The 24,087-nt window shown below is 62.7% G+C and carries 24 protein-coding genes and 1 pseudogene; 7 read left to right on the top strand and 18 right to left on the bottom strand.

All coding sequences use genetic code 11. The annotated features are described in order from the left end of the window. Positions 1-242: pseudogene (locus L981_RS35585) on the bottom strand (P-type conjugative transfer protein TrbG); the annotation flags it as partial. Positions 243-260: 18 nt separating this feature from the next. Here L981_RS35585 and L981_RS17850 point away from each other — a divergent pair. Next, positions 261-638, top strand: a complete 378-nt coding sequence (locus tag L981_RS17850) for a nuclear transport factor 2 family protein (RefSeq protein WP_043619056.1) — start codon at positions 261-263, stop codon at positions 636-638. Between the two features lie 5 nt (positions 639-643). Here L981_RS17850 and trbF read toward each other — a convergent pair whose 3' ends face one another. The 12 genes from trbF to tet(G) all read right to left on the bottom strand — a co-directional run bounded on the left by trbF (position 644) and on the right by tet(G) (position 12,858). Then, positions 644-1,333 (bottom strand): conjugal transfer protein TrbF, encoded by a 690-nt coding sequence (trbF, locus tag L981_RS17845; protein ID WP_043619053.1) that lies wholly within the window; start codon positions 1,331-1,333, stop codon positions 644-646. Continuing rightward, complete coding sequence (trbL, locus tag L981_RS17840; RefSeq protein ID WP_043619050.1) at positions 1,330-2,691, bottom strand: P-type conjugative transfer protein TrbL; 1,362 nt, start codon at positions 2,689-2,691, stop codon at positions 1,330-1,332. Before trbL ends, trbF begins: the two co-directional genes overlap by 4 nt. Before the next feature lie 3 nt (positions 2,692-2,694). Then, entirely contained in the window at positions 2,695-2,982 is a 288-nt protein-coding gene (trbK-alt, locus tag L981_RS17835; protein ID WP_043619047.1) for a putative entry exclusion protein TrbK-alt, read from the bottom strand. A 13-nt stretch (positions 2,983-2,995) separates the two neighbouring features. Beyond that, positions 2,996-3,787: a P-type conjugative transfer protein TrbJ gene (gene trbJ / locus L981_RS17830; RefSeq protein WP_043619044.1), complete on the bottom strand. Its 792-nt coding sequence runs from the start codon at positions 3,785-3,787 to the stop codon at positions 2,996-2,998. Next, positions 3,784-6,351 (bottom strand): conjugal transfer protein TrbE, encoded by a 2,568-nt coding sequence (gene trbE, locus L981_RS17825; RefSeq protein WP_043619041.1) that lies wholly within the window; start codon positions 6,349-6,351, stop codon positions 3,784-3,786. Before trbE ends, trbJ begins: the two co-directional genes overlap by 4 nt. A 13-nt stretch (positions 6,352-6,364) precedes the next feature. Continuing rightward, complete coding sequence (locus tag L981_RS17820) at positions 6,365-6,646, bottom strand: VirB3 family type IV secretion system protein (RefSeq protein ID WP_043619038.1); 282 nt, start codon at positions 6,644-6,646, stop codon at positions 6,365-6,367. Then, a complete protein-coding gene (locus tag L981_RS17815) occupies positions 6,646-6,972 on the bottom strand; it encodes a TrbC/VirB2 family protein (protein WP_043619035.1) in 327 nt (108 codons plus the stop codon). The genes L981_RS17820 and L981_RS17815 overlap by 1 nt, the downstream gene beginning before the upstream one ends. Next, on the bottom strand, positions 6,969-7,952 hold the full coding sequence (trbB, locus tag L981_RS17810) for a P-type conjugative transfer ATPase TrbB (RefSeq protein ID WP_043619032.1): 984 nt from the start codon (positions 7,950-7,952) through the stop codon (positions 6,969-6,971). The genes L981_RS17815 and trbB overlap by 4 nt, the downstream gene beginning before the upstream one ends. 145 nt (positions 7,953-8,097) lie before the next feature. Continuing rightward, positions 8,098-8,547 carry a CopG family transcriptional regulator gene (locus L981_RS17805; RefSeq protein ID WP_043619078.1) on the bottom strand — a complete coding sequence of 150 codons (450 nt, stop codon included), beginning with the start codon at positions 8,545-8,547 and terminating at the stop codon, positions 8,098-8,100. A 10-nt stretch (positions 8,548-8,557) separates the two neighbouring features. Beyond that, positions 8,558-10,546, bottom strand: a complete 1,989-nt coding sequence (locus L981_RS17800) for a conjugal transfer protein TraG (RefSeq protein ID WP_043619029.1) — start codon at positions 10,544-10,546, stop codon at positions 8,558-8,560. A gap of 95 nt (positions 10,547-10,641) precedes the next feature. Further along, positions 10,642-11,661: a LysR family transcriptional regulator gene (locus tag L981_RS17795; RefSeq protein ID WP_052171892.1), complete on the bottom strand. Its 1,020-nt coding sequence runs from the start codon at positions 11,659-11,661 to the stop codon at positions 10,642-10,644. 21 nt (positions 11,662-11,682) lie between these two features. Then, positions 11,683-12,858: a tetracycline efflux MFS transporter Tet(G) gene (tet(G), locus tag L981_RS17790; protein ID WP_043619026.1), complete on the bottom strand. Its 1,176-nt coding sequence runs from the start codon at positions 12,856-12,858 to the stop codon at positions 11,683-11,685. 105 nt (positions 12,859-12,963) lie between these two features. On the opposite strand from tet(G), the gene tetR reads away from it, so the two are divergent. Beyond that, the gene (gene tetR / locus L981_RS17785) at positions 12,964-13,590 is read left to right on the top strand and encodes a tetracycline resistance transcriptional repressor TetR (RefSeq protein ID WP_043619023.1); all 627 of its coding nucleotides are present in this window, start codon (positions 12,964-12,966) and stop codon (positions 13,588-13,590) included. 235 nt (positions 13,591-13,825) lie between these two features. Here tetR and L981_RS17780 read toward each other — a convergent pair whose 3' ends face one another. Continuing rightward, entirely contained in the window at positions 13,826-14,464 is a 639-nt protein-coding gene (locus L981_RS17780; RefSeq protein ID WP_036703309.1) for a TetR/AcrR family transcriptional regulator, read from the bottom strand. An 83-nt stretch (positions 14,465-14,547) separates the two neighbouring features. Here L981_RS17780 and L981_RS17775 point away from each other — a divergent pair, with 83 nt between their 5' ends. From L981_RS17775 to fabF, 5 genes are all read left to right on the top strand, one after another. After that, complete coding sequence (locus tag L981_RS17775; RefSeq protein ID WP_052201852.1) at positions 14,548-15,759, top strand: MFS transporter; 1,212 nt, start codon at positions 14,548-14,550, stop codon at positions 15,757-15,759. Next, complete coding sequence (locus L981_RS17770) at positions 15,752-16,783, top strand: NADP-dependent oxidoreductase (protein ID WP_043619020.1); 1,032 nt, start codon at positions 15,752-15,754, stop codon at positions 16,781-16,783. The genes L981_RS17775 and L981_RS17770 overlap by 8 nt, the downstream gene beginning before the upstream one ends. Before the next feature lie 17 nt (positions 16,784-16,800). Further along, positions 16,801-17,145 (top strand): NAD(P)H-binding protein, encoded by a 345-nt coding sequence (locus tag L981_RS36050; RefSeq protein ID WP_052201851.1) that lies wholly within the window; start codon positions 16,801-16,803, stop codon positions 17,143-17,145. Positions 17,146-17,250: 105 nt separating this feature from the next. Continuing rightward, positions 17,251-17,760, top strand: coding sequence for a helix-turn-helix domain-containing protein (locus L981_RS17760; RefSeq protein ID WP_043619017.1), 510 nt, complete (start codon positions 17,251-17,253; stop codon positions 17,758-17,760). Between the two features lie 4 nt (positions 17,761-17,764). Next, the gene (gene fabF, locus L981_RS33920; protein WP_081973111.1) at positions 17,765-19,024 is read left to right on the top strand and encodes a beta-ketoacyl-ACP synthase II; all 1,260 of its coding nucleotides are present in this window, start codon (positions 17,765-17,767) and stop codon (positions 19,022-19,024) included. 182 nt (positions 19,025-19,206) lie between these two features. Here fabF and floR read toward each other — a convergent pair whose 3' ends face one another. The 4 genes from floR to L981_RS17735 all read right to left on the bottom strand — a co-directional run bounded on the left by floR (position 19,207) and on the right by L981_RS17735 (position 24,055). Then, a complete protein-coding gene (floR, locus tag L981_RS17750) occupies positions 19,207-20,421 on the bottom strand; it encodes a chloramphenicol/florfenicol efflux MFS transporter FloR (protein WP_036703303.1) in 1,215 nt (404 codons plus the stop codon). 218 nt (positions 20,422-20,639) lie between these two features. Beyond that, positions 20,640-21,761 (bottom strand): DUF3363 domain-containing protein, encoded by a 1,122-nt coding sequence (locus tag L981_RS35120; protein WP_231555347.1) that lies wholly within the window; start codon positions 21,759-21,761, stop codon positions 20,640-20,642. 1,243 nt (positions 21,762-23,004) lie between these two features. Further along, positions 23,005-23,715, bottom strand: a complete 711-nt coding sequence (locus tag L981_RS17740; protein ID WP_043619007.1) for a lytic transglycosylase domain-containing protein — start codon at positions 23,713-23,715, stop codon at positions 23,005-23,007. A 4-nt stretch (positions 23,716-23,719) separates the two neighbouring features. After that, positions 23,720-24,055 (bottom strand): DUF736 domain-containing protein, encoded by a 336-nt coding sequence (locus L981_RS17735; protein ID WP_043619004.1) that lies wholly within the window; start codon positions 24,053-24,055, stop codon positions 23,720-23,722. Between the last annotated feature and the right edge of the window lie 32 nt (positions 24,056-24,087).

Here is a 24,087-nt window from a genome sequence, read left to right as displayed (position 1 = left end):
GCATTGGCGTTCTCAACGCGGCCGGTCGGCGTGCCGGCGGCGGTGCCGCCGCGCGCCACGGTCCATGCCGGGGGCACATGCAGCGGCCGAGGCGTGTTGTCGGTTGCCGCCGCCTGCATGGTTGGCAGCGGCGGCACGCTGGCGTCGTAGCTGAATTGCGGCGTCCGGTTGGTCGCGCAGCCTGCCAAAGTAATTGCAAACGCCGTCGCAAAAATCGCATAGGTTAGCGACTTCAGGATCAGTAAGGAGGAACCGACAGAATGGATTCTGTGCCGACGATTGTTGCCCGGTATATCGACGCCTACAACAGGATGAATGTTCAGGCGATGCTCGACTGCCTGTCGGACGACGTTCGGTTTATCAACAGATCGAACGGAGAGACGACGAACGAAACGCACGGGATCGAGGCATTTCGCGCGCTGGCGGAACAGGGCGTCCAGTTGTTTGCTGAAAGAGAACAGACGATCCTCGACTGTATCGCGATAGACGACCGTGCAGCCGTGCGCATCGGCTATCGCGCCAAGGTCAAAACCGACCTGCCCAATGGCTGGAAGGCCGGGCAGGAGATCAAGATGACGGGCACCTCGTTCTTCATGATCTCCGAGGGAAAGATCAGCGAGGTGATTGATGCAAGCTGAGGCTTTCATTGGCTCATCTCCCGCGACCACGAAATTGCATTGACGTAGATGCCGAGCGGATTGGCGCGCAGTCGCTCGGCATCGCGCGGGGTCTGGATCACGATGGTCAGGATGGCGGTCCATCGTTCCGTAGTGGAAAGCTGGCCGTTCTCGTAGTGCCGCTCCACCCACGACACCCGGAAGGAATCCGGCGATGCCCGGATGACCGATGACACTTCGACGGCGATCTGCTGGCGGCCAACCTTGGTGAAGGGGTCATTGGCGCGGGCATAATCGTTCAGCGCCGCCGCGCCGCGATCCGTGGTCCATTCATAGGCGCGAAGCCAGTTCTGGCGGACAATGATGGCGTCGGCCGGGATCGCGCGGACCTGCTCAATGAATCGGCTAAGATGGAAAGCAATCTGCGGATCGGTCGGGCGATAGTCGGCATTGGCGGGCGCGACGGTTTGCGCCTGACCGAGATTGTCCACCTGAACAACCCAAGGCACCACGGTGCCGCGCGCCGATTGCCAGACCAATGCCGAAGCGAAGCCGACAGACAGGATCAGCGAGCCGAAGGCCATGAGCCGCCAGTTCCGCGCCTGCACGCGAGCCGAGCCGATACGCTCGTCCCAGACTTGCGCGGCGCGCTGATAGGGCGTCTCGGGTTCCGGCGTCTTGCCGTAATGGGTTGCTGGTCGTTTGAAGATGCTCATGAGCGGTCACTTTCGGAAAGGTTGACGGAGGAACCGGAGCCGTGGCTGTCGCCGGAGCGGACGGCATGGGCGGTCATGGTGGTGCCATGATTGAGGGCCTGCCGGCGCTGCATCCGCTGCGCCCAAGCCGGAGAGCTGCCGGCCGGGTTGGATGGCGCGGCTGCGGGTTCGGCGCTTGCGCCGCCGACCGTTCCCATGGTGGAACTGCCGCCGCTGGCCCCGAAGCTGCCCTTCACGCCATCGAAAAAGCTGGATTTGACGGATTCACCGGCACGCGCGACGGCGCGTTTCAGGGGCGAGATAGCGGCGGAACCAGCGGCGCGCGCCAAACCGCCCATGCCGGCAGCAACACCAGCCGCACCGGACTGACCGAGCGATCCGACGCTATAGGCAGCGGAGGCAGCGCCTGCGGTTGCCGCGCCGCCACGAACGGCAGCGGCTCCACCGGACAGGGCAGCGGCACCGCCCTTGGCGGCAAGCATGGCCCCGCCGCCAGCGGCGATGGCCGCGCCGCCGACCGCAAGCCCGGTTCCCACAGCTGCGCCTGCGCCAAGCTGGGGTCCGCCCGAAACAATGCCGTTGGCGATGCCGGGACCGAAGATGCCGAGGCCGAGCAGCGACAGGGCTGCCAGAACAATCGCCATAGCGTCGTCCACGGTGGGGGTCGCCCCACCGAAACCGGCTGTGAATTGCGAGAAGAGCGTCGAGCCGATGCCGATAATGACCGACAGCACCAGCACCTTGATACCGGAAGAAACCACGTTCCCCAGAACCTTCTCGGCCATGAAGGCGGTTTTGCCGAAAAGGCCGAAAGGGATCAGCACGAAGCCGGCGAGCGTGGTCAGCTTGAACTCGATCAGCGTCACGAAAAGCTGGATGGCCAGGATGAAGAAAGCAAGGATCACCAGCGCCCAGGCAAAGAGAAGGCAGACGATCTGGACCAGATTCTCGAAAACCGCGATCCAGCCCATCAGGTCGGAAACGGATTCGAGCAATGGACGGCCCGCGTCGAGGCCGGTCTGCGCCACGCGACCCGGCCGCATCAGATCGGTGACGGAAAAGCCGGTGCCCGAGGCCATCAGGCCGAGGCCGGCGAAGCTCTCGAAGACGATCCGCGCGAGATTGTTCCAGTTGGAAATGATGTAGGCGAAGACGCCGACGGAAAGGGTCTTTTTCACCAGCCGCGCGACCACATCGTCATCGGCGCCCCATGCCCAGAAGAGCGCGGCGAGCGTCACGTCGATGACGATCAGCGTCGTGGCGATGAAGGCGACTTCGCCGCCGAGCAGCCCGAACCCGCTGTCGATATAGCTGGTGAAGATGCCCAGGAAGTTGTCGATGACCCCCGTTCCCCCCATAGCTCACTGTCCTCCGGTCTGCTGCGGAGCTTCGGGCGCAGGAGTCCTGCCAAGGAAGCGGTCGCGGGATTCAGCCCAGGCGGCGAGGCAGCCGGCGTCATTCGCCGCCGCCTCGCCGCGCTGCTGGCAACGGCGCAAGGTTTCGCGCAGCGGATCGGCCGGGGGCTGGAGGGCCGATGCTGGCCTTGGCGCGGAAGGCTCGTCCTTCCGCGCCATGTCGATTGCGGTCGCCGTAACGGCGATGGCGACGAACACCACGGCCCCGAGGCGGGCCAGTATCTTGCCGTCCATGGCGAGCCTCCCGTCAGTTGTTGCCGTTGAACATCTGCGCGTTGCCGGGCTGGTAGCCGGTGCCCGGCGTCAGGAACCGCTCGCGCTGGATGCGGCCCTGTTCGGCAGCGGTCGCGCGCTCCGCCTCGATCAGCGCCTCGGCCCGGCCGTTGGCCGACATGACCGCGATCAGATCCGAAAGCTGCTGCGATTGCAGGGCGAGAAGCTGGTTGCCGGCCTGCGTGGCTTGCAGCGCGCCGGTCGCGCCCTGGCTCTGGCCGACCAGCGCGGCCATCTCGGCGCGATTGCTATCGATATTGCCGACAACACCCGCCTGGACGCGCATGGCGTCCTGCAAGCCGCCAACGGTGTTCTCCCACCGGCTGCGCGCATCCGCGATGAGCTGCTGGTCGGTCGCGGTCAGAGACAGATTGCCGTAATCCTGCTGGAACATCTGGTCGATGTTCTGCACGTCGAAGGCGATGTTCTGCGCCTGCCCGAGAAGCTGCTGCGTGCGTTGGACGTTCTGCTGAAGCTGCTGGAGGGAGGAATACGGCAGGCTCGCAAGGTTGCGAGCCTGGTTGATCAGCATCTGGGCCTCATTCTGGAGACTGGCGATCTGGTTGTTGATCTGCTCAAGGGTGCGGGCGGCGGTCAGCAGGTTCTCGGCGTGGTTGGTCGGGTCATAGACGATCCGGCCAAACCCACCGAAGAAGGCATGGGCCGGTGTCGTGAACACCGGGGCCAGCGCCAGCGGTGCGGCAAGTGTGAGGGCCAGTGCGGAGGCGCCGACCATATGGGTGATGCGGGGCATTTTGCGCGTCATGGGGAAATCTCCTTTTCGTCCAGGGTGAGTTCGATCTCGTCGCCGACGGCGGCGTCGATGGGTGGGGCTTCATCCCACGGGGCGAGATTGGTGAGGCTCGGGATCAGGTCGGCTGCCCAAGCGACGCCGCGATGGCGCAGCCAGGCTGCCATAAACCCGTCGCGGTCGTTGGCGAGATGGATGCGCTCGATGTCAGCCTGATCTGATTTGGCGGATGCTGCGCAGAGCGCGAGGCCGACTTCGGACAGGCCCAGCTCGAACAGGCGATTGCCCCTGCGGCTTTGGCAGTAATAGTCGCGCTTGGGTGTGGCCCGCGCGAGGATTTCGATCTGGCGGTCATTGAGACCGAACCGCCTGTAAATCTCGGTGATCTGCGGCTCGATGGCGCGCTCGTTGGGAAGCAGGAGCCGTGTCGGGCAGCTCTCGATGATCGCCGGCGCTATGGGCGAATTGTCGATGTCCGACAGGCTTTGCGTGGCGAAGATGACGCTGGCATTTTTCTTGCGCAGCGTTTTGAGCCATTCGCGGAGCTGGCCGGCGAAGCCATCGTCGTCCAGCGCAAGCCAGCCTTCGTCGATGATGAGCAGCGTCGGCCGTCCGTCCAGCTTGTCGCCGATGTGGTGAAACAGGTAGGACAGCACGGCAGGAGCCGCGCCAGTCCCCACCAGCCCCTCGATCTCGAAGGCCTGCACGTCCGCCGTGCCGAGATATTCGGCCTCGGCATCGAGCAGCCGGCCATGAGCTCCGCCAATGCAATAGGGACGCAACGCCTGTTTCAGATCGTTGGACTGGAGCAGCGCGCTCAGCCCGGTGATGGTCCGCTCCCCAGCCGGTGCCGAGGCCAGCGACGTCAGCGCCGTCCAGATATGCTCCCGGACCTCGGGGGTGATCTGAACAGTCTCGCGCGAGAGGATTGCCGCGATCCAGTCGGCGGCCCAGGCACGTTCCGCAGTCTCGTGGATTCGCGCCAGTGGTTGCAGGGCGACCCCGGCAATGTCCTGAGCGAGAGAAATGCGCAAATCCCGATCCACGGAACTGTCAGGGCTGAAAACCCCGGCGGCGGTCAGTTCGCCGCCGAGATCATGCCAGTCGCCACCCATGGCGAGCGTAGCGGCCCGGATGCTGCCGCCGAAGTCGAAGGCGAAGATCTGGCTTCGTGCGTAACGGCGGAACTGGAGTGCGGCGAGAGCAAGGAGAACGCTCTTGCCCGCGCCTGTTGGGCCGACGACAAGGGTGTGGCCTACGTCGCCGACATGGAGACTTAGCCGGAACGGGGTAGAGCCTTCGGTCCTGGCGTAAAGCAGTGGAGCGTCGCCGAAATGCTCGTCCCGTTCCGGCCCCGCCCACACCGCCGAAAGCGGGATCATGTGGGCGAGATTCAAAGTGCTGATGGGCGGCTGCCGCACATTCGCGTAGGCGTGTCCGGGCAGGCTGCCGAGCCATGCGTCAACCGCGTTGACGGTTTCCGGCATGGCGGTGAAATCTCTGCCTTGAATCACCTTTTCGGCAAGGCGCAGCTTCTCGTCGGCAATGCGCGGGTCGGCATCCCAAACGGTGATGGTGGCCGTGACATAGGCCATGCCCGCAACATCCGCCCCAAGCTCCTGCAAGGCCATGTCGGCGTCGAGCGCCTTGTTGGCCGCATTGGTGTCCACAAGGGCGGACGCCTCGTTGGTCATCACCTCTTTCAGAATCGCGGCGATGCTCTTGCGCTTCGCAAACCATTGGCGGCGGATGCGGGTCAGCAGCCGCGTCGCATCGGTCTTGTCGAGCAGGATCGCGCGCGTGCTCCATCTGTAGGGGAACGGCAGGCGGTTCATTTCGTCGAGCAGGCCTGGCGTCGTCGCGGTCGGGAATCCCACGATGGTCAGGACGCGCAGATGCGCGTCGCCAAGGCGCGGCTCCAGCCCACCGGTCAAGGGCTGGTCGGCCAGCAGCGCGTCGAGGTGCATCGGCACCTCGGGCACGCGCACGCGATGCCGGTTGGTCGAAATGGTGGAATGGAGATAGGTAAGCGTCGCGCCGTCATCCATCCAACGGCACTCGGGCATGAAGCCGTCGAGCAAGGCCAGCACGCGGTCGGTGCGGTCGATGAAGCCGCGCAGCAGCTCCCACGGGTCCACGCCGGTTTTCTCTCGGCCCTCGTAGAGCCATGTTTCCGCGCGGGCCGCTTCCTCGGCCGGGGGCAGCCAGAGGAAGGTCAGGAAGTAGCCCGACACGAAATGCGTGCCCGCTTCCTCGAAACCGGCTTTCCGCTCGGCATCGACCAGCGCCGACGCGGCATCGGGAAAGATGCTGTCGGGATATGTCGCTGCCTCGCTACGCTGCGCCTCTACGAAGATGCTCCAGCCGGAGCCGAGACGGCGCACGGCGTTGTTGATGCGGCCGGCGACGGCGACCAGCTCGGCCGCGACGGCGGAATCCAGATCGGGACCGCGAAACTTCGCCGTCCGCTGGAAACTCCCGTCCTTGTTCAAGACGACGCCGGAGCCGACCAGCGCGGCCCATGGCAGATAGTCGGCGAGCCGGGTGGTGGTGCGGCGGTATTCGGTAAGGTTCATCATCGACGCGCCTCCCTCAAACCGCCAGATGGCCGGGGACGCGCAGATGCCTGCGCCCGACCTCGACGAATTGGGGATCGCGCTTCGCCGCCCACACGGCCGCGAAATGGCCGATTGCCCAAATGGCGATGCCGACCAGCCAGAGGCGCAGGCCGAGGCCCACGGCCCCCGCCAGCGTTCCGTTCATGATGGCGATGGAGCGCGGTGCGCCGCCGAGCAGGATATGCTCGGTCAGCGCCCGGTGGACCGGGATCGAGAATCCCGGCACCGCGTCGAGCTGTTCGAGTCCGCCCGCCATCAAACGAGAGCCCCGCCACCGAAGGAGAAGAACGACAGGAAGAAGCTCGACGCTGCAAAGGCGATGGACAGGCCGAACACGATCTGGATCAGCTTGCGAAAGCCGCCGCCCGTATCGCCGAAGGCCAGCGTCAGGCCGGTGACGATGATGATGATGACGGCGATGATCTTGGCGACCGGCCCCTCGATGGACTGGAGGATGCTTTCGAGGGGCGCTTCCCACGGCATCGACGAGCCGGACGCATGGGCGGCCGGTGCCATGAACAGGCTGACATAGGTGGTGGCCGTGGCGACGTGGCGACGCAGGCGCATGGCATGACGGATCATTCGGAATCTCCTTCTGGATCGGGGATGATCGGGGTAATGCGGTAGTTGCCGGCGGGATCGAGCCCGTCGATGCGGGCAAGTTCGGCGAGCCGGCGCGCGAAACCGCGCCCGGACAGGACAGCAACAAGGTCGATGGCCTCCCCGATCAGCGACCGGGGGACCGTGATGACGGCTTCCTGGACAAGCTGTTCGAGGCGGTGGAGTGCGCCGAGCGCGGAACCAGCATGGAGGGTGCCGATGCCGCCGGGATGGCCGGTGCCCCAAAGTTTCAGGAGCCCGAGTGCTTCCGGGCCGCGCACCTCGCCGACTATGATGCGGTCAGGCCGGAAGCGCATGGTCGCGCGCGACAGCTCGAGGAGATCGATCACCTCGTCCACGCTGCGCATCGGCACCTTGTTTTCGGCGGTGCATTGCAGTTCGCGCATGTCCTCGATGATAATGACACGATCGGCGCCCTTCGAGACTTCCGCCAGGAGCGCATTGGTGAGTGTGGTCTTGCCGGTCGATGTCCCGCCGGCCACGAGGATGTTGGCGCGTGTGGCAACGCCCAGGCGCAATGCCTCGGCCTGAAACCGGGTCATAATGCCAGCCGCCACATAGTCGTCCAGCGTGAAGACCGCGACGGCGGGCTTGCGGATGGCAAAGGCCGGCGCATCGACGACAGGCGGCAGCAAACCCTCGAAGCGCTCCCCGCTCTCCGGCAGTTCCGCGGAGACGCGCGGGCTGCGGGCATGGACCTCCGCGCCGACATGGTGCGCGACCAGGCGCACGATGCGCTCGCCATCGGCAGCAGACAGGCGCTCGCCGGTATCGGCCAGACCTTCCAAAAGCCGATCTATCCAGATGCGGCCATCGGGGTTCAGCATGACCTCGATGACGGAGGGGTCTTCCAGAAACCGGGCAATGGCCGGGCCGAGCGCGGTGCGCAACATCCGTGCCCCGCGCCCGATGATTTCCTGTCTGTGGTCGGTGAAGGTCATGTCGGCCCCGGTTTCTGGCGGGGCGCAACAGGTGGTCCCCGGATCGGGGTCGATTAAGAAAGCCCGGAATCGGGCCGCTTCAACAAGTATTTAAGCGCATGCGGCGGGATGCGGTGATCTGCGGAAAATAGGACAGGATGCGGAGTCAGGATCGGTCGCCGTCCGCGCCGGACTGGTCCTGCGGAAACGAATCAACGTCGCGCGAAAGCTCTTTCAGGAACCTGTCGCCGGTTGCCAGCCGCTTGCCGAGGGTCTGCATGAATCCCTCGAACCGTTCGGCCCCCTTGGCGCGGGCCGAGGCTTGTGCGCTTTCGGGCTGCGGAGGCGTGGCGGCAAGCCAGAAGTAGACGAACAGCGAGACGGTTTCGCCGAGCACGGCGAGATCTTCGTCGAGTATGTCGATCTGGCGCCCGATCCTGTCCAGGCGGCGCGACATGGCCGCTTCCAGCCGATCCGCCGCGTCGCCGGACAAGAAGGAAGCGACGGCAGCCTCGATGATGGCGGATTTCGAGACTTGCCGGCGCAGGGCCAGCATTTCAACCTGTTTAAGCAGCTCCGGGTCGAAATAGACGTTCATGCGGGTTCTGGTTGCCATGGGCGTATCCTCAAAGGTCGATTCCATCATCGGGGTTCAGCGCCACCTGCCGCGCGACCATCCTCATGCGCTGGCGCATGGCGCGGGCCTTGGCCGCGTCAACATCCGGCTCGTCGTCCAGAAACTCGAACTCCTGTTCGGGCGACGGCGGCGGGGCGACGACTTCCTCATGCTCGGGCAATTCCGGCTCGCGGCGGATGCCGGCATTGGCTGGATCACCCTCGTTCCCGTCTGCGGCAGCCGGAGCGGAACGGCTTTCCGCCGCGACCACGCGGCCGGACCAATCATCGGCGGATGGGCTGGGCGCCAGCGGAGCGGCGACCAGATCGGGCGGGGTCAGGATGCGTTCCTGAAACCGCGCATCCTCGAAATAGCGTGCCTTGGTCGCGCGGATCGGCGGCGTGCCCGCGACCATCACGATTTCGTCCGTTGGCGGAAGCTGCATGATCTCGCCCGGCGTGAGCAGCGGCCGGGCCGTCTCCTGCCGCGACACCATGAGATGCCCGAGCCACGGGGCCAATCTGTGCCCGGCATAGTTGGTGGAATCGCGCAGTTCGGTCGCGGTGCCGAGCGCGTCACTCACCCGCTTGGCGGTGCGTTCGTCATTCGTGGCGAAGCTGACGCGCACATGGCAATTGTCGAGAATGGCGTTGTTCGGCCCATAGGCGCGCTCGATCTGGTTGAGGCTCTGCGCGATCAGGAAACCTTTGATTCCGTAGCCCGCCATGAAGGCCAAGGCGGACTCGAAAAAATCCAATCTGCCGAGCGCCGGAAACTCGTCGAGCATCAACAGCAGCCGATGGCGCTTGCCGGAGGTGGTCAATTCCTCCGTCAACCGCCTGCCGATCTGGTTGAGGATCAGGCGGATGAGGGGCTTGGTGCGGTTTATGTCGGACGGCGGCACGACCAGATAGAGCGTGACCGGCTGGCAGCTGCCGACCAGATCGGCAATGCGCCAGTCGCATCGTGCGGTGACGCGCGCCACCACGGGATCACGATACAATCCCAAAAACGACATGGCGGTGGACAGCACGCCGCTGCGCTCGTTCTCGCTTTTGTTCAGCAGTTCGCGAGCCGACGGCGCGATGACGGGATGAACGCCCGCCTCGCCGAGATGCGGCGTGTCCATCATGGCGCGCAAGGTCGCCTCGACCGGGCGGCGCGGATCGGACAGGAAGTTGGCGACGCCCGCCAGCGTCTTGTCTTTCTCCGCATAGAGAACATGCAGGATCGCGCCGACCAGAAGCGAATGGGAAGTCTTTTCCCAATGGTTGCGCTTGTCGAGGCTGCCTTCAGGATCGACCAGAATATCCGCGATATTCTGAACGTCCCTGACCTCCCACTCGCCTTGCCTGACCTCCAGCAGCGGGTTGTAGGCGGCCGATTTGGCGTTGGTCGGATCGAACAGCAAAACGCGGCCGTGCTTCGCACGAAAGCCGGCTGTCAGTGTCCAGTTTTCCCCTTTTATGTCGTGGACAATAGCGGATGCCGGCCATGTCAGCAGCGTCGGCACTACCAGCCCGACACCTTTGCCGCTGCGCGTCGGGGCGAAGCATAGGACATGCTCGGGACCGTCATGGCGTAGATAGTCCCGTTCGTATCGGCCGAGCACGACGCCATCGGAGCCGAGCAAGCCGGCGCTGCGGATTTCCTTGTCCTCGGCCCATCGCGCCGATCCGTATGTGGCGACGTTGCGCGCTTCCCGCGCCCGGATGATCGACATGAAGATGGCGGCGGCGATGGCGAGGAAGCCGCCGGACGTGGCGATGATTGCACCCTCTACGAAGATCGCGGGCGCATAGGCGTCGAAAGAAAACCACCACCAGAAGAAGGCCGGCGGACAATAGACCGGCCAGCCCGCCAACTCGAACCACGGTGCTCCAAGCTGCGGCTGGAAGCCGAGGCGGAACGCCGTCCATTGCGTCGCTGCCCACACCATCACCAGAACGATGGTGAAGACGACAGCGATCTGACCCCATAAAATTCGGCCTCCGCGCATACGGGCTCCAGTCGGCAAGAGAGACAGAGCCGATCAGAGAGTAGGCAAAATCGGGACAGGCAACAGCAAAGATGATGCGAGAGGGCTGCCGGATACTATCGGCGGTATATAGGACGGGTTGCTTCGGTGTTCACGGTCACCCTGCTACTACTGCGCAGACGGCTTCGCGAATCGCGGCCCATCGTGCCTGCGAGCATAAGCAGGTTGCGCAGCGCGGCGTTGCGATTGAACGGCGACCAGACAGCCGAGAAAGGGACTGGCTCTGGCTCATCGGCCAACGGCAGGAACACGATGCCCGTTGACGGCAGTTGCGCCGTGGCGGCACTGACGATGGTGACGCCGAAACCCTGCCCAACCATGGACAGTAGCGTTCCCCGCCCTACGTCGAAGCGCTGGATCGACGGTGCGGGCCAAAGCCCTGCCAGACGCAGCACGATATGGTCATGAACCTGCGGTCCAGTGCCGCCATGCCGAACAAGGAACGTCTCTCCCACCAGATCGGCCCAGGTGATCTCCGGTCGTCCGGCAAGGCGATGATTCTCCGGCAGCGCAACCACCAGCGGCTCGGTCCAGATCGGACGGGCGTGGTAGTCGGGCAGTTCGGGAGCCCCCGCCACGAACGCCACATCCAACCGGTCGGCGCGAAGCTGCATCACCGCCTCGCGGGCTGTGCCTTCGGTGATCTCGACGTCGATGCCAGGATGGTCTTCGCGGAATTGCGCGATCAGTTCGGCAAGAAAGCTGCGCGGCATCAGAGCATGGATACCGACGCGCAGTCGGCCGCACTCTCCCGACGCCGCCATACCAGCAGTCTTCACCGCATGGTCGAGTTGATCGACGCCGGCGGCGACCCGCTCGACAAAGAGGCGCCCGGCCTCGGTAAGGCGGACGCCTCTGGTATTGCGCTCGAACAGAAGGATGCCGAGGTCTTGCTCCAGCGCCTTGATCCTCGCGCTGACGTTGGACTGGCTGGTGCCGAGCGCCTGAGCGGCGCGGTAGAAGCTGAGATGTTCGGCGACGGCAAGCGTCTGGATCAACGATGCAAGTGGAATGCGCCCCAAACTAAGTTGATGGCTTGGCGGATTTAACCTGCTCTTTTTCTTCAGCCTGCCCATGCCTATCCGCTACGATCTCAATCACGACGAAGTGGCGAAAGGCCTGCGGAGCATTGGCAAGCACATTACATAAAGAAACGCACCGACAATCCAAACCCAACCGTTCCATGCTCCGGCGGTGGCAGAATAGAGTGCCGTAAAGCCAAGCGGTCCCGCGATGGCGCTTAAATTGGTGAGGCTCGTAAGCGTTCCCTGCAAGGCTCCCTGCTTGTTGTTGCTGACATTATTCGAAAGCATTGCCTGCAAGGCCGGCATGCCGACACCCCCGGCGGCAAGCAGCAACAGAACCGGAAACACCATCCATCCCTGCGTGACAAAAGCCAGAAGAATGAAGCCAGTCGCATCCGCGGCCATGCCAAACAGCAGCGTGCGCCGTTCTCCAAGTCGGCTTGAAAGAGGGCCGGTAACAAACGCTTGAAAAATCGCATGTGTTGCTCCAAACGCCGCGAGCGACAAGCCGACGGTCGTGGTGTTCCACTGAAAACGATCCTCACCATATATGACCCATAGGGCCGCCGGCACTTGGCCAATCAGTTGAATAATGAAGAAAACTGCGAAAAGCGCAGTTAGCCCACGCAACGCATCGTCCAGCCGGAACAGAACCAATGGTTCGATGTGAACCGACTTTCCGGTCTTGCCATGACCGCGACGAGTCTCCCTGAGGAAAATGCAGGCAAGCAGGAACGCGATCCCGTTGAGAAGGGCAGCGGCGACAAACGGAGCATGAGCAGAAATACCGCCGAGCATACCACCAAGAGCTGGCCCGGCAATCATGCCCGTACCATAGCAGGCCCCCATGTAGCCGAACCACCGTGCGCGCGAACCTTCCCCCGTCGAATCGGCAATGGTTGAAGCAGCTACGGCTCCGGTTGCTCCCGTGACGCCGGAGACGAGTCGGCCGATATAAAGCACCCACAGGACCGGCGCAGATGCCATGATCGTGTAATCGACTGCGGCTCCCGCGAGAGAAGCCAGAAGCACCGGACGCCGACCGTAAGCATCCGAAAGTTGTCCAAGCAGGGGCGCGAAGACGACCTGCACCAACGCATAGAGCGACAGCAAGGCACCATAGTGACCAGCGACCTGCTCCGTCGGCACAAGCTCGCGCAGAAGCGCTGGAAGGACCGGCATGATGAGGCCGAGACCCATGGCGTCGAGACCCACGATCAGCAGGGCAATGATGGCAGAGCTGTGCACCTGAAACTCCAGTGCCGCTCAAGCGCGAGCGACTTTATCATCGATAAGTATATGGACATAGAACTTATCGGTGATAAATTGTCAAGCGTTGACGAAGGAGCATGAATGACCAAACTGGACAAGGGCACCGTGATCGCGACGGCGCTGGAACTGCTGAACGAGGTTGGCATGGACAACCTGACGACGCGAAAGCTCGCTGAACGCCTCAAGGTTCAGCAGCCAGCGCTTTACTGGCATTTCCAAAACAAGCGTGCGCTGCTTGACGCACTGGCCGAGGCGATGCTGACGGAACGCCACACTCGGTCCCTACCCAAGGAAAACGAGGACTGGCGGGTGTACCTGAAAGAAAACGCCCTGAGTTTCAGAATGGCGTTGCTCTCTTATCGCGACGGCGCGCGTATCCATGCGGGAACTCGACCGACAGAACCGAATTTTGGCACCGCCGAGGCACAAATACGCTTTCTCTGCACGGCGGGCTTTAGTCCGAAGCATGCCGTTTGGACGCTTTTGGCGGTCAGCAACTATGTAGTCGGTTCCGTTCTCGAACAGCAGGCATCTGATGCCGATGAGAGAATTTCGGACAGGTCAGATGTATCCGAGCAAGCACCATCGTCCTTCCTACACGGTCTGTTTCACGAGTTGGAAACAGACAGCATGGATGCTGCGTTCAACTTTGGACTCGACAGCCTCATCGCCGGTTTCGAGCGGCTGCGTTCATGTACAACAAATTAGGATCAAGACCTACTAATTTGGGTTGAGGCATGACTCACGGTCTCGCTTGATGGAGGGAGCCGATGACCGGAACCAACACGCTGGCCACATACTTTATTTCGCGAAAGCAAGAGCGTGCAACCAGGTGAAAATGCCAAGCGAACAGCAATGCCTGCCTCGGGAGAGTAGCGACGGCAATTGCGTGCAATAAGGCTTCTGACGTAAGCTCAGCATCTTCCCCTAGTCTAGCATCATATTAGCTTGGTGATGGACTTCTCAGATAGCCGATGATCAGCCTGCGGCACTGGCCGATCAGCCCATCGGCGCCGACCCTGACGGGATGCCGCTGGATCGCCCGGTGCGCGACCGTTTCCAGCACCGTCTCGATCATGGCGGCCGCATCCGCAAGGTCGAGATCGGGCGAGATTTCCTGCCGATGTCGCTCCAGTTCCGTCTCGATCACCTTCGCCATCCCCCGGCTGATGGCGCGCGTCTTTTCCTCGCGGCCGATGCGCGGTGCGAGATCGTTCAACGCGCGATGCATTTCCGGCTCATGCGGATGGGAAACGAGCGCGAACCCGATCATCGCATCCACGGTATCCACCAGCGTCTTCCCTGGCCGCGCCCGGACCATCGCGGTGAAGCGCGCGAGGACCTCGTCGCTGTAGTGATCGACGACGGCGGCCGCGAGCCCCTGCTTGTTGGGGAAATACTGGTAGAGCGAACCGATGCTCACGCCGGCGCGCTCCGCGACCCGCGCCGTCGTGAGGTTCACGAACCCCTGCTCCGTCAAAAGCTGAGCGGTGGCGACGATGATCGCCTCCACGGTGGCCTGAGCGCGCGCCTGCCGGGGGATTTTTCGTGGGTTTACATTCACTTGTGCGGTGCCGGGCATCGGTCGTCCGAATGCGAATACAAAATATGATGGATTCGTCACATATTTGAGCCATCGGTCAAACGAGATCAAGGGAGCTTCCCATGAACCGGACTAAGGCCACGATCGCCATCAGCATCGCGTTGTCCATCGTGGCGACGACGCTCATCCTGCCCATCCTGGCTCCTCTCATCCGGGAGCTGCATCTTTCCGTCGTTCAGGGCGGGTTGATGCTTTCGATCGGCTCCGTCGCCATGGTGGTCGCGGCTCCTTTGTGGGGCATCGTCAGCGATCGCTACGGGCGCAAGAAAACCATCGTCGCCGGCTTTCTCGGCGTCTTCGCGGGCTACGCGGTCTATACGTTGGTCGTGGTCGGCGGTCTTTCGGGTGCCATGTCCGTGACCGCCATCTTCCTTGCGCTCACGGCGTCGCGCGCTTTCGTCGGCGCTTTCCTGTCTGCCGTGCCGTCGGGCGCCCAGGCGTTGATGGCGGATATCACGAGCCCGTCCGAGCGGGCCGGAGGCATGGCCATCATAGGAGGCGCAACCGGTCTCGGCCTGATTGTCGGTCCCGCGGTGAGCGGCGTCCTCGTGGCCGGCGGCATCACGTGGCCGCTCTATGCGGCGACTGCGCTCTGTGCCTCCGGCGCGCTCGCGGCCCTGTTCTTCCTGAAGGCTCCGCCTGTGGCTTCGCCGGTCCGTCCGCAGCGGACAAGCCTGTTCTCCGCCGCTCTGCAACCCTGGCTCGTTGCCGGCATCCTGCTTTGGGTCGCGATCGCGACCGTTCAGATCAGCGCAGGGTTCTATTTTCAGGACAGGCTCAATCTGGACGGAGAGACCGCTGCAGGGATGCTCTCTGTCGCGCTCACCCTCGTCGGAATTGCGATGTTCGTCGTGCAATTCCTGCAGGTCAGAATCATGGGGTTCACGCCGCGTGCTCTCGTGCTTTCCGGAGCGGGTAGCTGGATCGCAGGGCTGCTTCTCCTCCTGTCGACGGCGAACGCATCGGCATACTATCTCGCCTACACGCTGCTGGGGCTTGGAGCCGGATTCCTCCTGCCGGGGATCATGGCCGGGGCATCTCTGGCCGTCGGCCATGACGATCAGGGGGTGGCGGCGGGCCTCGTCTCCGCTTCGCAGGGCATCGGTTTCATCATCGGTCCGGCCGCCAGCACCATGCTCTATGAATGGAACGAGACCTTGCCGTTCTGGTCGCTCGCCGGGCTGATGGTCGTTCTCATCCTGAGGTTCGCCTTCATTCCGGTGCATGGTGCCCCATTTCCTAACACTTCGGCTACCGGGGGCGCAGATGTCTGATACCCTCAATCGCCAGCTCGTCCTCATCGCGCGTCCGGACGCGAATGTCGGCCCCGAGCATTTCGAGATGCGCCGTTCGACCGTGCCGGCGCTCGAAGCGGGTCAGGCGCTGGTGCGCGTGCACTGGCTGGGAATCGACGCCACCCAGCGGACATGGCTCAACGAGCGTGAGACCTACACGTCTCCCGCCCGTATCGGCAGCGTCATGCCGGGAAGCGGCGTCGGGCAGGTCGTCGCCAGCAGAAGCGAGCTTTTCAAGGTCGGCGACTGGGTCGTCGGCGAGACGGGCTGGCAGGACTACGCTCTGGCTGCCGGCGAGGGGCTCCACGGGTTCACCCGCATTCCCGAAGGGGTCGAACCGAGAGCGATGCTGAGCGTCCTCGGCGTCAACGGGCTGACCGCTTATTTCGGGATGACGGAAATCGCAAAGCCGCTCGAAGGCGAGACCGTCTTCGTCAGCGCCGCCGCCGGCGGCGTCGGGTCGATCGCAGGCCAGATCGCCCGCAAGCTGGGCGCGCGCGTCATCGGGTCCGCCGGTGGGGAACGCAAATGCGCCTGGGCCCGCGACGTCGCGCGATTCGACGCCTGCATCGACTATCGCGCGGAAGACATGCGCGAGAGGCTCGGCGCACTGGCGCCCGACGGCATCGACGTGGTGTTCGACAATGTCGGCGGCGCGACGCTGGAAGCCGCACTCGATCATATCGCGCCGCATGCGCGCGTCGTTCTGTGCGGCAGCATTTCCTCCGGCTACCGCAACGACGCCTACGGCCGCGGCCCGTCGAACTACATGCAGCTCGCATTCAAACGCGCGCGCATGGAAGGCTTCATCTTCCTCGATTTCGTGGCGCAGTTTCCGCAGGCGCTCTACCGGATGCTGGCCTGGGTTCAGGCCGGCGACATCCGCTACGAGGAGACCATCAGCCCCGGCCTCGAAACGGCACCCGCCGCGCTCGCCGGCCTGTTCGAAGGACGCAATCTCGGGAAGCAGCTCGTGCAGGTGTGCTCCTCACAATCCGACTGATCACAGGAGAAAGTTGCATGAACATCCTTATACTCGGCGCTGCCGGCGCCACTGGACGGCTATGCGTGGACGAATGCCTCGCCCGCGGGCATAAGGTCGGAGCATTCGTTCACAACTCGGCGCTGCGAAACGCGGGAGAGCGGCTGGAGACGGTGCGCGGAGACCTCAGAAACCGAGCCGACATAGCAATCGCGCTTGAAGGCAGGGACGCCGTTGTCTCGACCTCGATGCAGTCGATTGACGCCGGCAGTGGCGCGCTCGACAAAGAGGTGTCCGGCCTCTGTGAACCGGGCACCTGCCGATCGCCGCCGCATCAGTCACGTTCTCAGCAGTCTCGCTGCGTCCGGCCGTGGGTGCAGTAGCATGGCTTCCTTGGATTGATGACGCATCGGATAGCCCTCACGCTATGTTGCCAGCTGTCACATATGTAACTTGCATAATGGAAGTCACATCGTTATGAATGTGTGATGCAGCGAACAAGCTTTCTGTCATTCGAGTGTCCCGCAGCCCGAGCGCTGGAAAGCGTCGGTGACTGGTGGAGCATCTTGATCCTGCGAGACGCCTTCCAAGGGCTTAGAAAATTCGATGAATTCGAGAAGAATCTCGGAATTTCCGCGAACATTTTGGCGAGGCGATTGAAGCATCTCACGGCGGAAGGGTTGTTTGAAAGGCAACGATACAATGATCATCCGCCTCGATTTGAATACGTCCTTACCGACAAAGGGCGGGATTTCTATCCCGTAGCAATCGCCCTGTTCGCATGGGGGAACCGGAACCTTGCGCCACATGAAATAGCCATGCGGCTCGGCGACAAAGAAACCGGCAGGGAACGAAACGCCATCATGGTCGATGCGGATACTGGAGAAAAAATTACTCCTGAAAACACCGTTCTTCTAGCAGGCCCAGCGGCAACGGAGGAAACGATGCGCGTCATAAATCGCGTGAAGCGGATAAGCTCAGAAAAAGGAGCGGAATAATCCAATGCGTCGAATTGTTGTAACCGGCATGGGTTTGGTAGGTCCTCTTGGCTGTGGCGTTGAAATAAGCTGGAAAAGACTTCTCGACGGGAAATCGGGAATTAAGAGTTTGCCTGATGAAATTTCCAGAAATCTTCCGGTGAAAATCGGCGGACTCGTTCCTAGCCCGATTGAAGATTCCGAGGCTGGTTTTGATCCCGATTTGATCGTTGACACAAAGGATCAACGAAAAATGGATCGCTTCATTCTGTTTGCACTTGCGGCCGCGAAGGAGGCTCTCGAAACGGCGGGATGGCATCCCGCGAGCGACTACGAATGTGAGCGCACGGCGACAGTTATTGCCTCTGGTATAGGCGGCTTTCCTGCTATCGCTTCGGCAGTTCGCATAACGGATACACGGGGAGCAAGGAGGCTCTCACCCTTTACCGTGCCATCGTTTCTCGCCAACCTCGCGGCAGGACATGTTACCATCAGGTATGGATTTACAGGTCCAATTGGCACGCCTGTAACCGCCTGCGCTGCTAGCGTTCAGGCCATCGGCGACGCCGCACGGCTGATACGCTCCAACGAGGCCGACATCGCTCTGTGCGGCGGGGCAGAAGCATGCATTGATAAGGTTAGTCTTGGGGCATTTGCTGCCGCGCGAGCACTATCCACCGGCTACAATACTACCCCGGAACTGGCGTCGAGGCCATTCGACACCGAGCGCGATGGTTTCGTAATGTCCGAAGGGGCTGGTCTGATCGTCATAGAGGAGTTGGAACATGCCCTCGCTCGGGGTGCCAAACCCATAGCCGAATTGGTAGGATACGGCACTAGCGCTGATGCACACCATATGACTGCCGGCCCAGAGGACGGTCGAGGCGCGGCCCGTGCGATGAAAATCGCGCTCCAGAGTGCTGGGTTGAAGCCAGTCAATATTCAACATTTGAACGCTCATTCGACCTCCACCCCCGTAGGTGACCGCGGAGAAATAGCGGCGATTAAATCCGTCTTTGGCAATCATAATGTGGCCGTGAGCGCCACGAAATCGGCGACCGGACACCTACTTGGTGCCGCAGGCGGTATTGAGGCAATCTTCACGATACTCGCCCTACGGGATCAAATCGCTCCCCCAACGAGAAATTTAGAAAACCCCGATCCTGTTGCCGCTGGTATCGACCTCGTTCACCAATCTGCGCGACCCATTCTCATGGAACATGCCATTTCCAACGGGTTCGGCTTTGGCGGCGTTAATTCAAGTGTCGCTTTCCGGCGATGGTAGTAACTATATTCATCATTCATCTCGGACGGAAGTTTCCAAGCGATTCGGTTTGCGTTACATCGGCAACAGCCATAAACTGAATAAGTGAAATGAGCGGTATCCTGCCGGGCAGGATACCGCCATTCACGAGCCTGCGATGACGGGTGCGCCGTATGGGTGACAGCCGTCCTGCCAATCGCCGGTTAGACGACTGACGACCTCTCGACAGGAACGTCACGGGAGCGAAGTAGCGCCAGACCCGTTGATACCAGCACCGCCATCGTCATCGCGTAGAAGATCAAGGGCCATGTAGTGTCGCCATTCAACAACGTCACCGCCAATGTTCCGACGATGCTGACGATCAGACTTTGGATGCAGAAGTAGAACGCGACTGCCGATCCTGCGATGTCATCGAACTTTGCAAGTGCGCCGTTGGCGGTAACGGACACCGTAACAACAATGCCGATCGCCATAACCCACATCGGTAGGATGAAGGTGAGGAATGACGGCGAGCCGTAGAGTTCGCCGACCCCCAGCAGGGCCGCTCCGCAAATGAGCAAAGCCATCCCGCGCGCCACGCATCCGGCAATGCCCCATCTTACGACAAAGGACTTCGCGAAACGCGTTGTCACGATCATGACGAACGCGACAGTGGCAAAGGTCAAGCTGAACCCGATCTCCGAATAGTCCGCTTGGCCTATGAGCACGCGGGGGGCTGTCGAGAAGAAGACAAAGAAGGTCCCCATGCCGGCGCTAAAGCCGACCGTATAAACCCAAAAAGCTGGACTCGCGAAGATCGGCAGTACGGATCGGCGCGTCTTTGCTTCATCCAACGGGCGGGTTTCGTGCCATCTGAAACCGGCGTTCAAGAGTGCAGGCAACGCAAGTGCGGCCAGCGTGACGAATATCGCTCGCCATCCGAAAAACTCGCCGATCAACGCTCCAGCGATGGGACCAAGGGCGGGGACGAAGGCCAGCATCGAACTGAAAAGACCGTAGATGACGACACCCTCGGGGCCGCTGGCATAAACGTCGCGAACCGTCGCGAACGTCGCCACCAACCCCGCCGACGCTCCGACCGCTTGTAGCAAGCGAAACGCGACGAAGGCTGCGGCCGTTGACGACCATGCCGCTCCGAGAGAAGCGACGATGAAAAGCGCCCCGCCCGCAAGCAAGATCGGCCGTCGCCCGATGCGATCCGACATTGGGCCAAAGATCACCTGCCCCACGCCGAGCATAACCATGTAGAGGCTCAACGTGAGCTGGATCACGGATGGCGTCGTGTTCAGGATGCCGGGCATCGCTGGAACGACGGGGAGATAAATATCCATCGCCAGTGACGCGAGGATGTCGAAGGGAGCCATCAGCAGCAGGGCTGCCGGCAACGTATAGGCCCACGCAGGGCGTGTGATAGTCATGACGAATCAACCGCTCGATTAAGGATTCCGGGCGGCGTCTGCTCGTCAACAATCAGATTGGGATTGGTCTTACAGAACGCCGCAACAACAGTGTTTGTTGTTGCGGCTTACTTGTCTGCTGACTTAGCGGTTCCCATGCTGATAGCTCCACACTTGGCAATACGAGTATCTATCTCCTATCCGAATAGCGCCGGTGTCGCAACGCCGTTTCAGGTGCTCTAAAGTCCCAACCCCCTTTGCCGCCCCAACTGCCACGACACCGAGCCGCCTTGCACAACGCCCATAACCTCCCGGCCAAGCTGGCGGTCGATGACGGGCCGCCAAGGGACAAGGGTGAACTCATGCGCCTTCTCGACGATAGCGAACTTACCGCTGGTGATCTGCACGGTGCCGGTGAACTTGCCGCTGACGTTCTCGCCGTCCGTGGCGGCACGGAACGGCAGTCCCTTGTTCTCGGCCATCTCCGCGCCGACGCGGGCAACCTCGCGCTCGCGCAAGGTGGCGAGAAGGCTGCGCCGATAGAAAATGCGGCCGTCCCGCGCTCGGGTGGCATCGCCCTGTTCGACATGATGTTCGCGGCGCTGGTCCATCGCCTCGCGCACCTGCTGGCCGAATCCTGCCGGCGCGAGATCCGATGCGTCATTCGCCAACATCCGGCGGTCGAGCCAGGTCGCGCCGTCCGCGCCGATCTGCTTATCCAGATCGAAGGCCGACAGCACGCGCACACTGGCCTGCCGATTCCGGCCGGCATCGTAGGCCGTGGCGCGGCTCTGGAAATCGTCGGGGATGCGCCATTGATCGGCGTCGATCCGTTCGACGATCCCGGCCCGGCGCAGCGCCTCCAACCGGCGGACATGAGCATCGACATAGCCCTCATAGTCGCCGCCGGGAACGCGACCCTCGAATTTCGCCCGTTCCAGATGGCGGCTCGGCCGATAGATGCCATCCTCTGCAATGGCCGTGATGGTGCGATCAGATGGCCGGGCTGCCGCTTCGGCCGGGCCGATCTGGATGATGCTGCCGATGCGGGCATCCTCCAGCCGCTCGGGTGCGACGCCGGCGATATGGTGCGTTCGCCCGTCGATCCCGTCCACAACGACCGTCAGGTTCTCGCCCATCTCGTCGGACAGATACTTGTCCACGACGCGCCCGGCGATGGGCGCCGCCGGCGGCCCGTCATGGATGTGGAAGGTCATCGGATCGCGCTCCAGACCATCGGCCTTCAGCGCCTTGTGCATGTTGCGGATGATGTCGCCGCGCTCTCCCAGTTCGCGCAGGGCCGGCTCCATGTCCTTGCTCAATTCCCATACGCCCGGCGCATGCGGGGTGGCGAGGCCCATCTTCTCCAGTTTGGCGAGGCGGCGCAGACGCAGCGCGCGATTGAACTGGCGGCGAGGCTCGGCAGGTTCATGGCGAAGATCAAGGAACCGCTCGTCGGCTTCCTCCATCATCGCCCGGTCGATGCGGGTGAAACGGTCCTGGTCAATCTCGGCGGATAGCTTGCGGCTCTGCTCGATCTCGGTCACTTGCCCCAGCTCGAGCGTGGTCAACTCGCTCGCCCGCTCGCGGATTCCGTTGGCGAGATAGTCGCCATTGATGACAAGGTTCTCGCCCAACTCGTCCTTGCCCCGGACGATGACATGCACATGGGGATGGCCGGTGTTGTAGTGGTTGACCGCGACCCAATCGAGTTTCGTGCCAAGATCGGCCTCGATCTGGCTCATCAGGTCGCGCGTGTGCGCCGTCAGATCCACGAGATCCGCACCGTCCTCCGGTGAGATGATGAACCTGAACTGATGACGGTCCTCCTTGCCGCGCTCGACGAAGGCATCGCCATCCGCTCGATCCTCACTCGCCGAATAGAGCTGACCGCGTTCGCCATCGCGGGATGTCCCGTCGCGCTGGATGTAGCGAAGATGGGCCGCCGATCTGCCGTTCCGGCCGGCGTCCTTGACGTAGCGGGTCTTGACGACGACGCGGCGCATCCCCGGCGCGCTGTGCCGCCAGCCGCCCGACAAGCTGCGGGAGCGAACGAAGGCCGCGCCGCGACCGCGCCGGACACCCGGCCCCTTGGCCGAACGGGAAGCCTTGCCGCCCTTCGCGGCCGTGCGGGTTTCGAGGCGCGGCGCGTATTTGGGATAGGCAATGCTGTGCTGCCGGGCGAGCTTCTTCGCCTGGGTGAGAAAACTTTTGGTCCTGCCCGCCTTCGGCGTGTCGGATCGGATGCGTCCGGGCTTCGGGCGAAAGCGGTTTTCGTCGTCGGCGCTCATGGGCGCGGCTCCGCCCAAAATTGCCGAAAACAGGCCGATAGGGGCCTATGGTGCCGGTCAAAACCCTGCAAAGCCAAGGCTTTGCGCAAGACCGCGGCACGCGGGGTCCGAAAACAGGGTGCCGCTCGCGACTCCCCTAACCAGTGTGCAGACAACAATAATTTCCAGAACTGGCCCGACATGGTGCCATGTTCCTTTATCTTGCCCTCCGCCTTCCCTGCCCTTTTTGCCCCTCCTGCCGGGAATGCAGCCAGGCGCCCCCTTGCCTGACTGCACACCGAAAGCGGACCGAAAGCGCGTGGAGACGTCATGGTCATGGCGCATCTCCATTGCTCGCACGGGCCACGAATATGCCGCCGTCCTGCGGCTCCTGATCGACGGAAACGCGCATAGGAACGGTTGCGCGGACGTCGTTCGACGGCTGATTGGCTGCAACCGAATTGCCGCTGGATTGCGCCACGAAAAGCGGAGCTTCGCGCCAATCTGGCGGTGGCGGCGGCACGATCGTCGGCACATCAGGCGCAGTCGCAAGCCCAAGAACAGGTGCGAGCGTGGCGACATAGGCGCGTGTTTCTGCGGGCAAAGTGCGACCTGTCGCCAGATGCTCATCATAGCGACCGGGACCGGCATTGTAGGCGGCAAGCATGGCCGCGACATTGCCATACCGGTCCCACATCTCGCGCAGATACGCCGTACCTGCGAGGATGTTGTCGCGCGGATCGTAAGGATCGCGTCCGAGGCCATGGCGGCTGCGCAGGCCCGCCCAGGTATCGGGCATGACCTGCATCAGTCCCATTGCACCCGCCGATGAGATGGCGCGCACATCGCCCGCGCTTTCCACACGCAGCACGGCCCGAATCCAGTGCTCTGGAATGCCGAAACGCTGTGACGCCTGGGCAATGAAAGCAGCATGGGGATGCGCAGTGACAGGCGTGGGTTGCGGCGTGACCTGCGCAATCGCTGGCGTCAATCCGCTGCCCGCCGACAGAAGGGCCGTGAAGAGAAAAAGGGCGCGGGATCGCATGATCTCAGTCCCGATCTTCGCGGGGCCGCGGGCGGCTCCAGTGCAGCGACCATGACGAGCCTGCATCGTCGTCGCGGAACAGATTGGCGCGGATCGGCTGCGGCAAAGCGGGATCGTCGAGCAGCACCGAGAGATATTCGCCAGCCTTTTCGCCGGTGCGTTTCCATGCAGCGCCAACCTCTGGGCCGTCATCAGCTCCGTGATGGACACGGTAGTCCGGCGCGTTTTCGGCGTCCGAATGCTCGGCTGGCATGATGGTAAGCTCACGGTAAAGGGTGAGCGTGTGAACGCGCCTGGAAAAGCCCGTTTCATCGCGCGTGAACGATCCGATCTGTGGCATGAAAAATCTCCTGTCGTCGAGGTTTCGGCGTG

The organism is Ensifer sp. ZNC0028 (assembly GCF_000799055.1).
GTDB lineage: Bacteria > Pseudomonadota > Alphaproteobacteria > Rhizobiales > Rhizobiaceae > Ensifer.
This window is presented reverse-complemented; position numbering and strand designations above follow the sequence as displayed.

Bases quoted from the DNA above. Each gene is read 5' to 3' on its own strand.
- L981_RS17850 (WP_043619056.1), top strand. From the start codon at position 261: ATGGATTCTGTGCCGACGATTGTTGCCCGGTATATCGACGCCTACAAC.
- trbF (WP_043619053.1), bottom strand. From the start codon at position 1,333: ATGAGCATCTTCAAACGACCAGCAACCCATTACGGCAAGACGCCGGAA.
- trbL (WP_043619050.1), bottom strand. From the start codon at position 2,691: ATGGGGGGAACGGGGGTCATCGACAACTTCCTGGGCATCTTCACCAGC.
- trbK-alt (WP_043619047.1), bottom strand. From the start codon at position 2,982: ATGGACGGCAAGATACTGGCCCGCCTCGGGGCCGTGGTGTTCGTCGCC.
- trbJ (WP_043619044.1), bottom strand. From the start codon at position 3,787: ATGACGCGCAAAATGCCCCGCATCACCCATATGGTCGGCGCCTCCGCA.
- trbE (WP_043619041.1), bottom strand. From the start codon at position 6,351: ATGATGAACCTTACCGAATACCGCCGCACCACCACCCGGCTCGCCGAC.
- L981_RS17820 (WP_043619038.1), bottom strand. From the start codon at position 6,646: ATGGCGGGCGGACTCGAACAGCTCGACGCGGTGCCGGGATTCTCGATC.
- L981_RS17815 (WP_043619035.1), bottom strand. From the start codon at position 6,972: ATGATCCGTCATGCCATGCGCCTGCGTCGCCACGTCGCCACGGCCACC.
- trbB (WP_043619032.1), bottom strand. From the start codon at position 7,952: ATGACCTTCACCGACCACAGACAGGAAATCATCGGGCGCGGGGCACGG.
- L981_RS17805 (WP_043619078.1), bottom strand. From the start codon at position 8,547: ATGGCAACCAGAACCCGCATGAACGTCTATTTCGACCCGGAGCTGCTT.
- L981_RS17800 (WP_043619029.1), bottom strand. From the start codon at position 10,546: ATGCGCGGAGGCCGAATTTTATGGGGTCAGATCGCTGTCGTCTTCACC.
- L981_RS17795 (WP_052171892.1), bottom strand. From the start codon at position 11,661: ATGGGCAGGCTGAAGAAAAAGAGCAGGTTAAATCCGCCAAGCCATCAA.
- tetR (WP_043619023.1), top strand. From the start codon at position 12,964: ATGACCAAACTGGACAAGGGCACCGTGATCGCGACGGCGCTGGAACTG.
- L981_RS17780 (WP_036703309.1), bottom strand. From the start codon at position 14,464: ATGCCCGGCACCGCACAAGTGAATGTAAACCCACGAAAAATCCCCCGG.
- L981_RS17775 (WP_052201852.1), top strand. From the start codon at position 14,548: ATGAACCGGACTAAGGCCACGATCGCCATCAGCATCGCGTTGTCCATC.
- L981_RS17770 (WP_043619020.1), top strand. From the start codon at position 15,752: ATGTCTGATACCCTCAATCGCCAGCTCGTCCTCATCGCGCGTCCGGAC.
- L981_RS36050 (WP_052201851.1), top strand. From the start codon at position 16,801: ATGAACATCCTTATACTCGGCGCTGCCGGCGCCACTGGACGGCTATGC.
- L981_RS17760 (WP_043619017.1), top strand. From the start codon at position 17,251: ATGCAGCGAACAAGCTTTCTGTCATTCGAGTGTCCCGCAGCCCGAGCG.
- fabF (WP_081973111.1), top strand. From the start codon at position 17,765: ATGCGTCGAATTGTTGTAACCGGCATGGGTTTGGTAGGTCCTCTTGGC.
- floR (WP_036703303.1), bottom strand. From the start codon at position 20,421: ATGACTATCACACGCCCTGCGTGGGCCTATACGTTGCCGGCAGCCCTG.
- L981_RS35120 (WP_231555347.1), bottom strand. From the start codon at position 21,761: ATGGGCCTCGCCACCCCGCATGCGCCGGGCGTATGGGAATTGAGCAAG.
- L981_RS17740 (WP_043619007.1), bottom strand. From the start codon at position 23,715: ATGCGATCCCGCGCCCTTTTTCTCTTCACGGCCCTTCTGTCGGCGGGC.
- L981_RS17735 (WP_043619004.1), bottom strand. From the start codon at position 24,055: ATGCCACAGATCGGATCGTTCACGCGCGATGAAACGGGCTTTTCCAGG.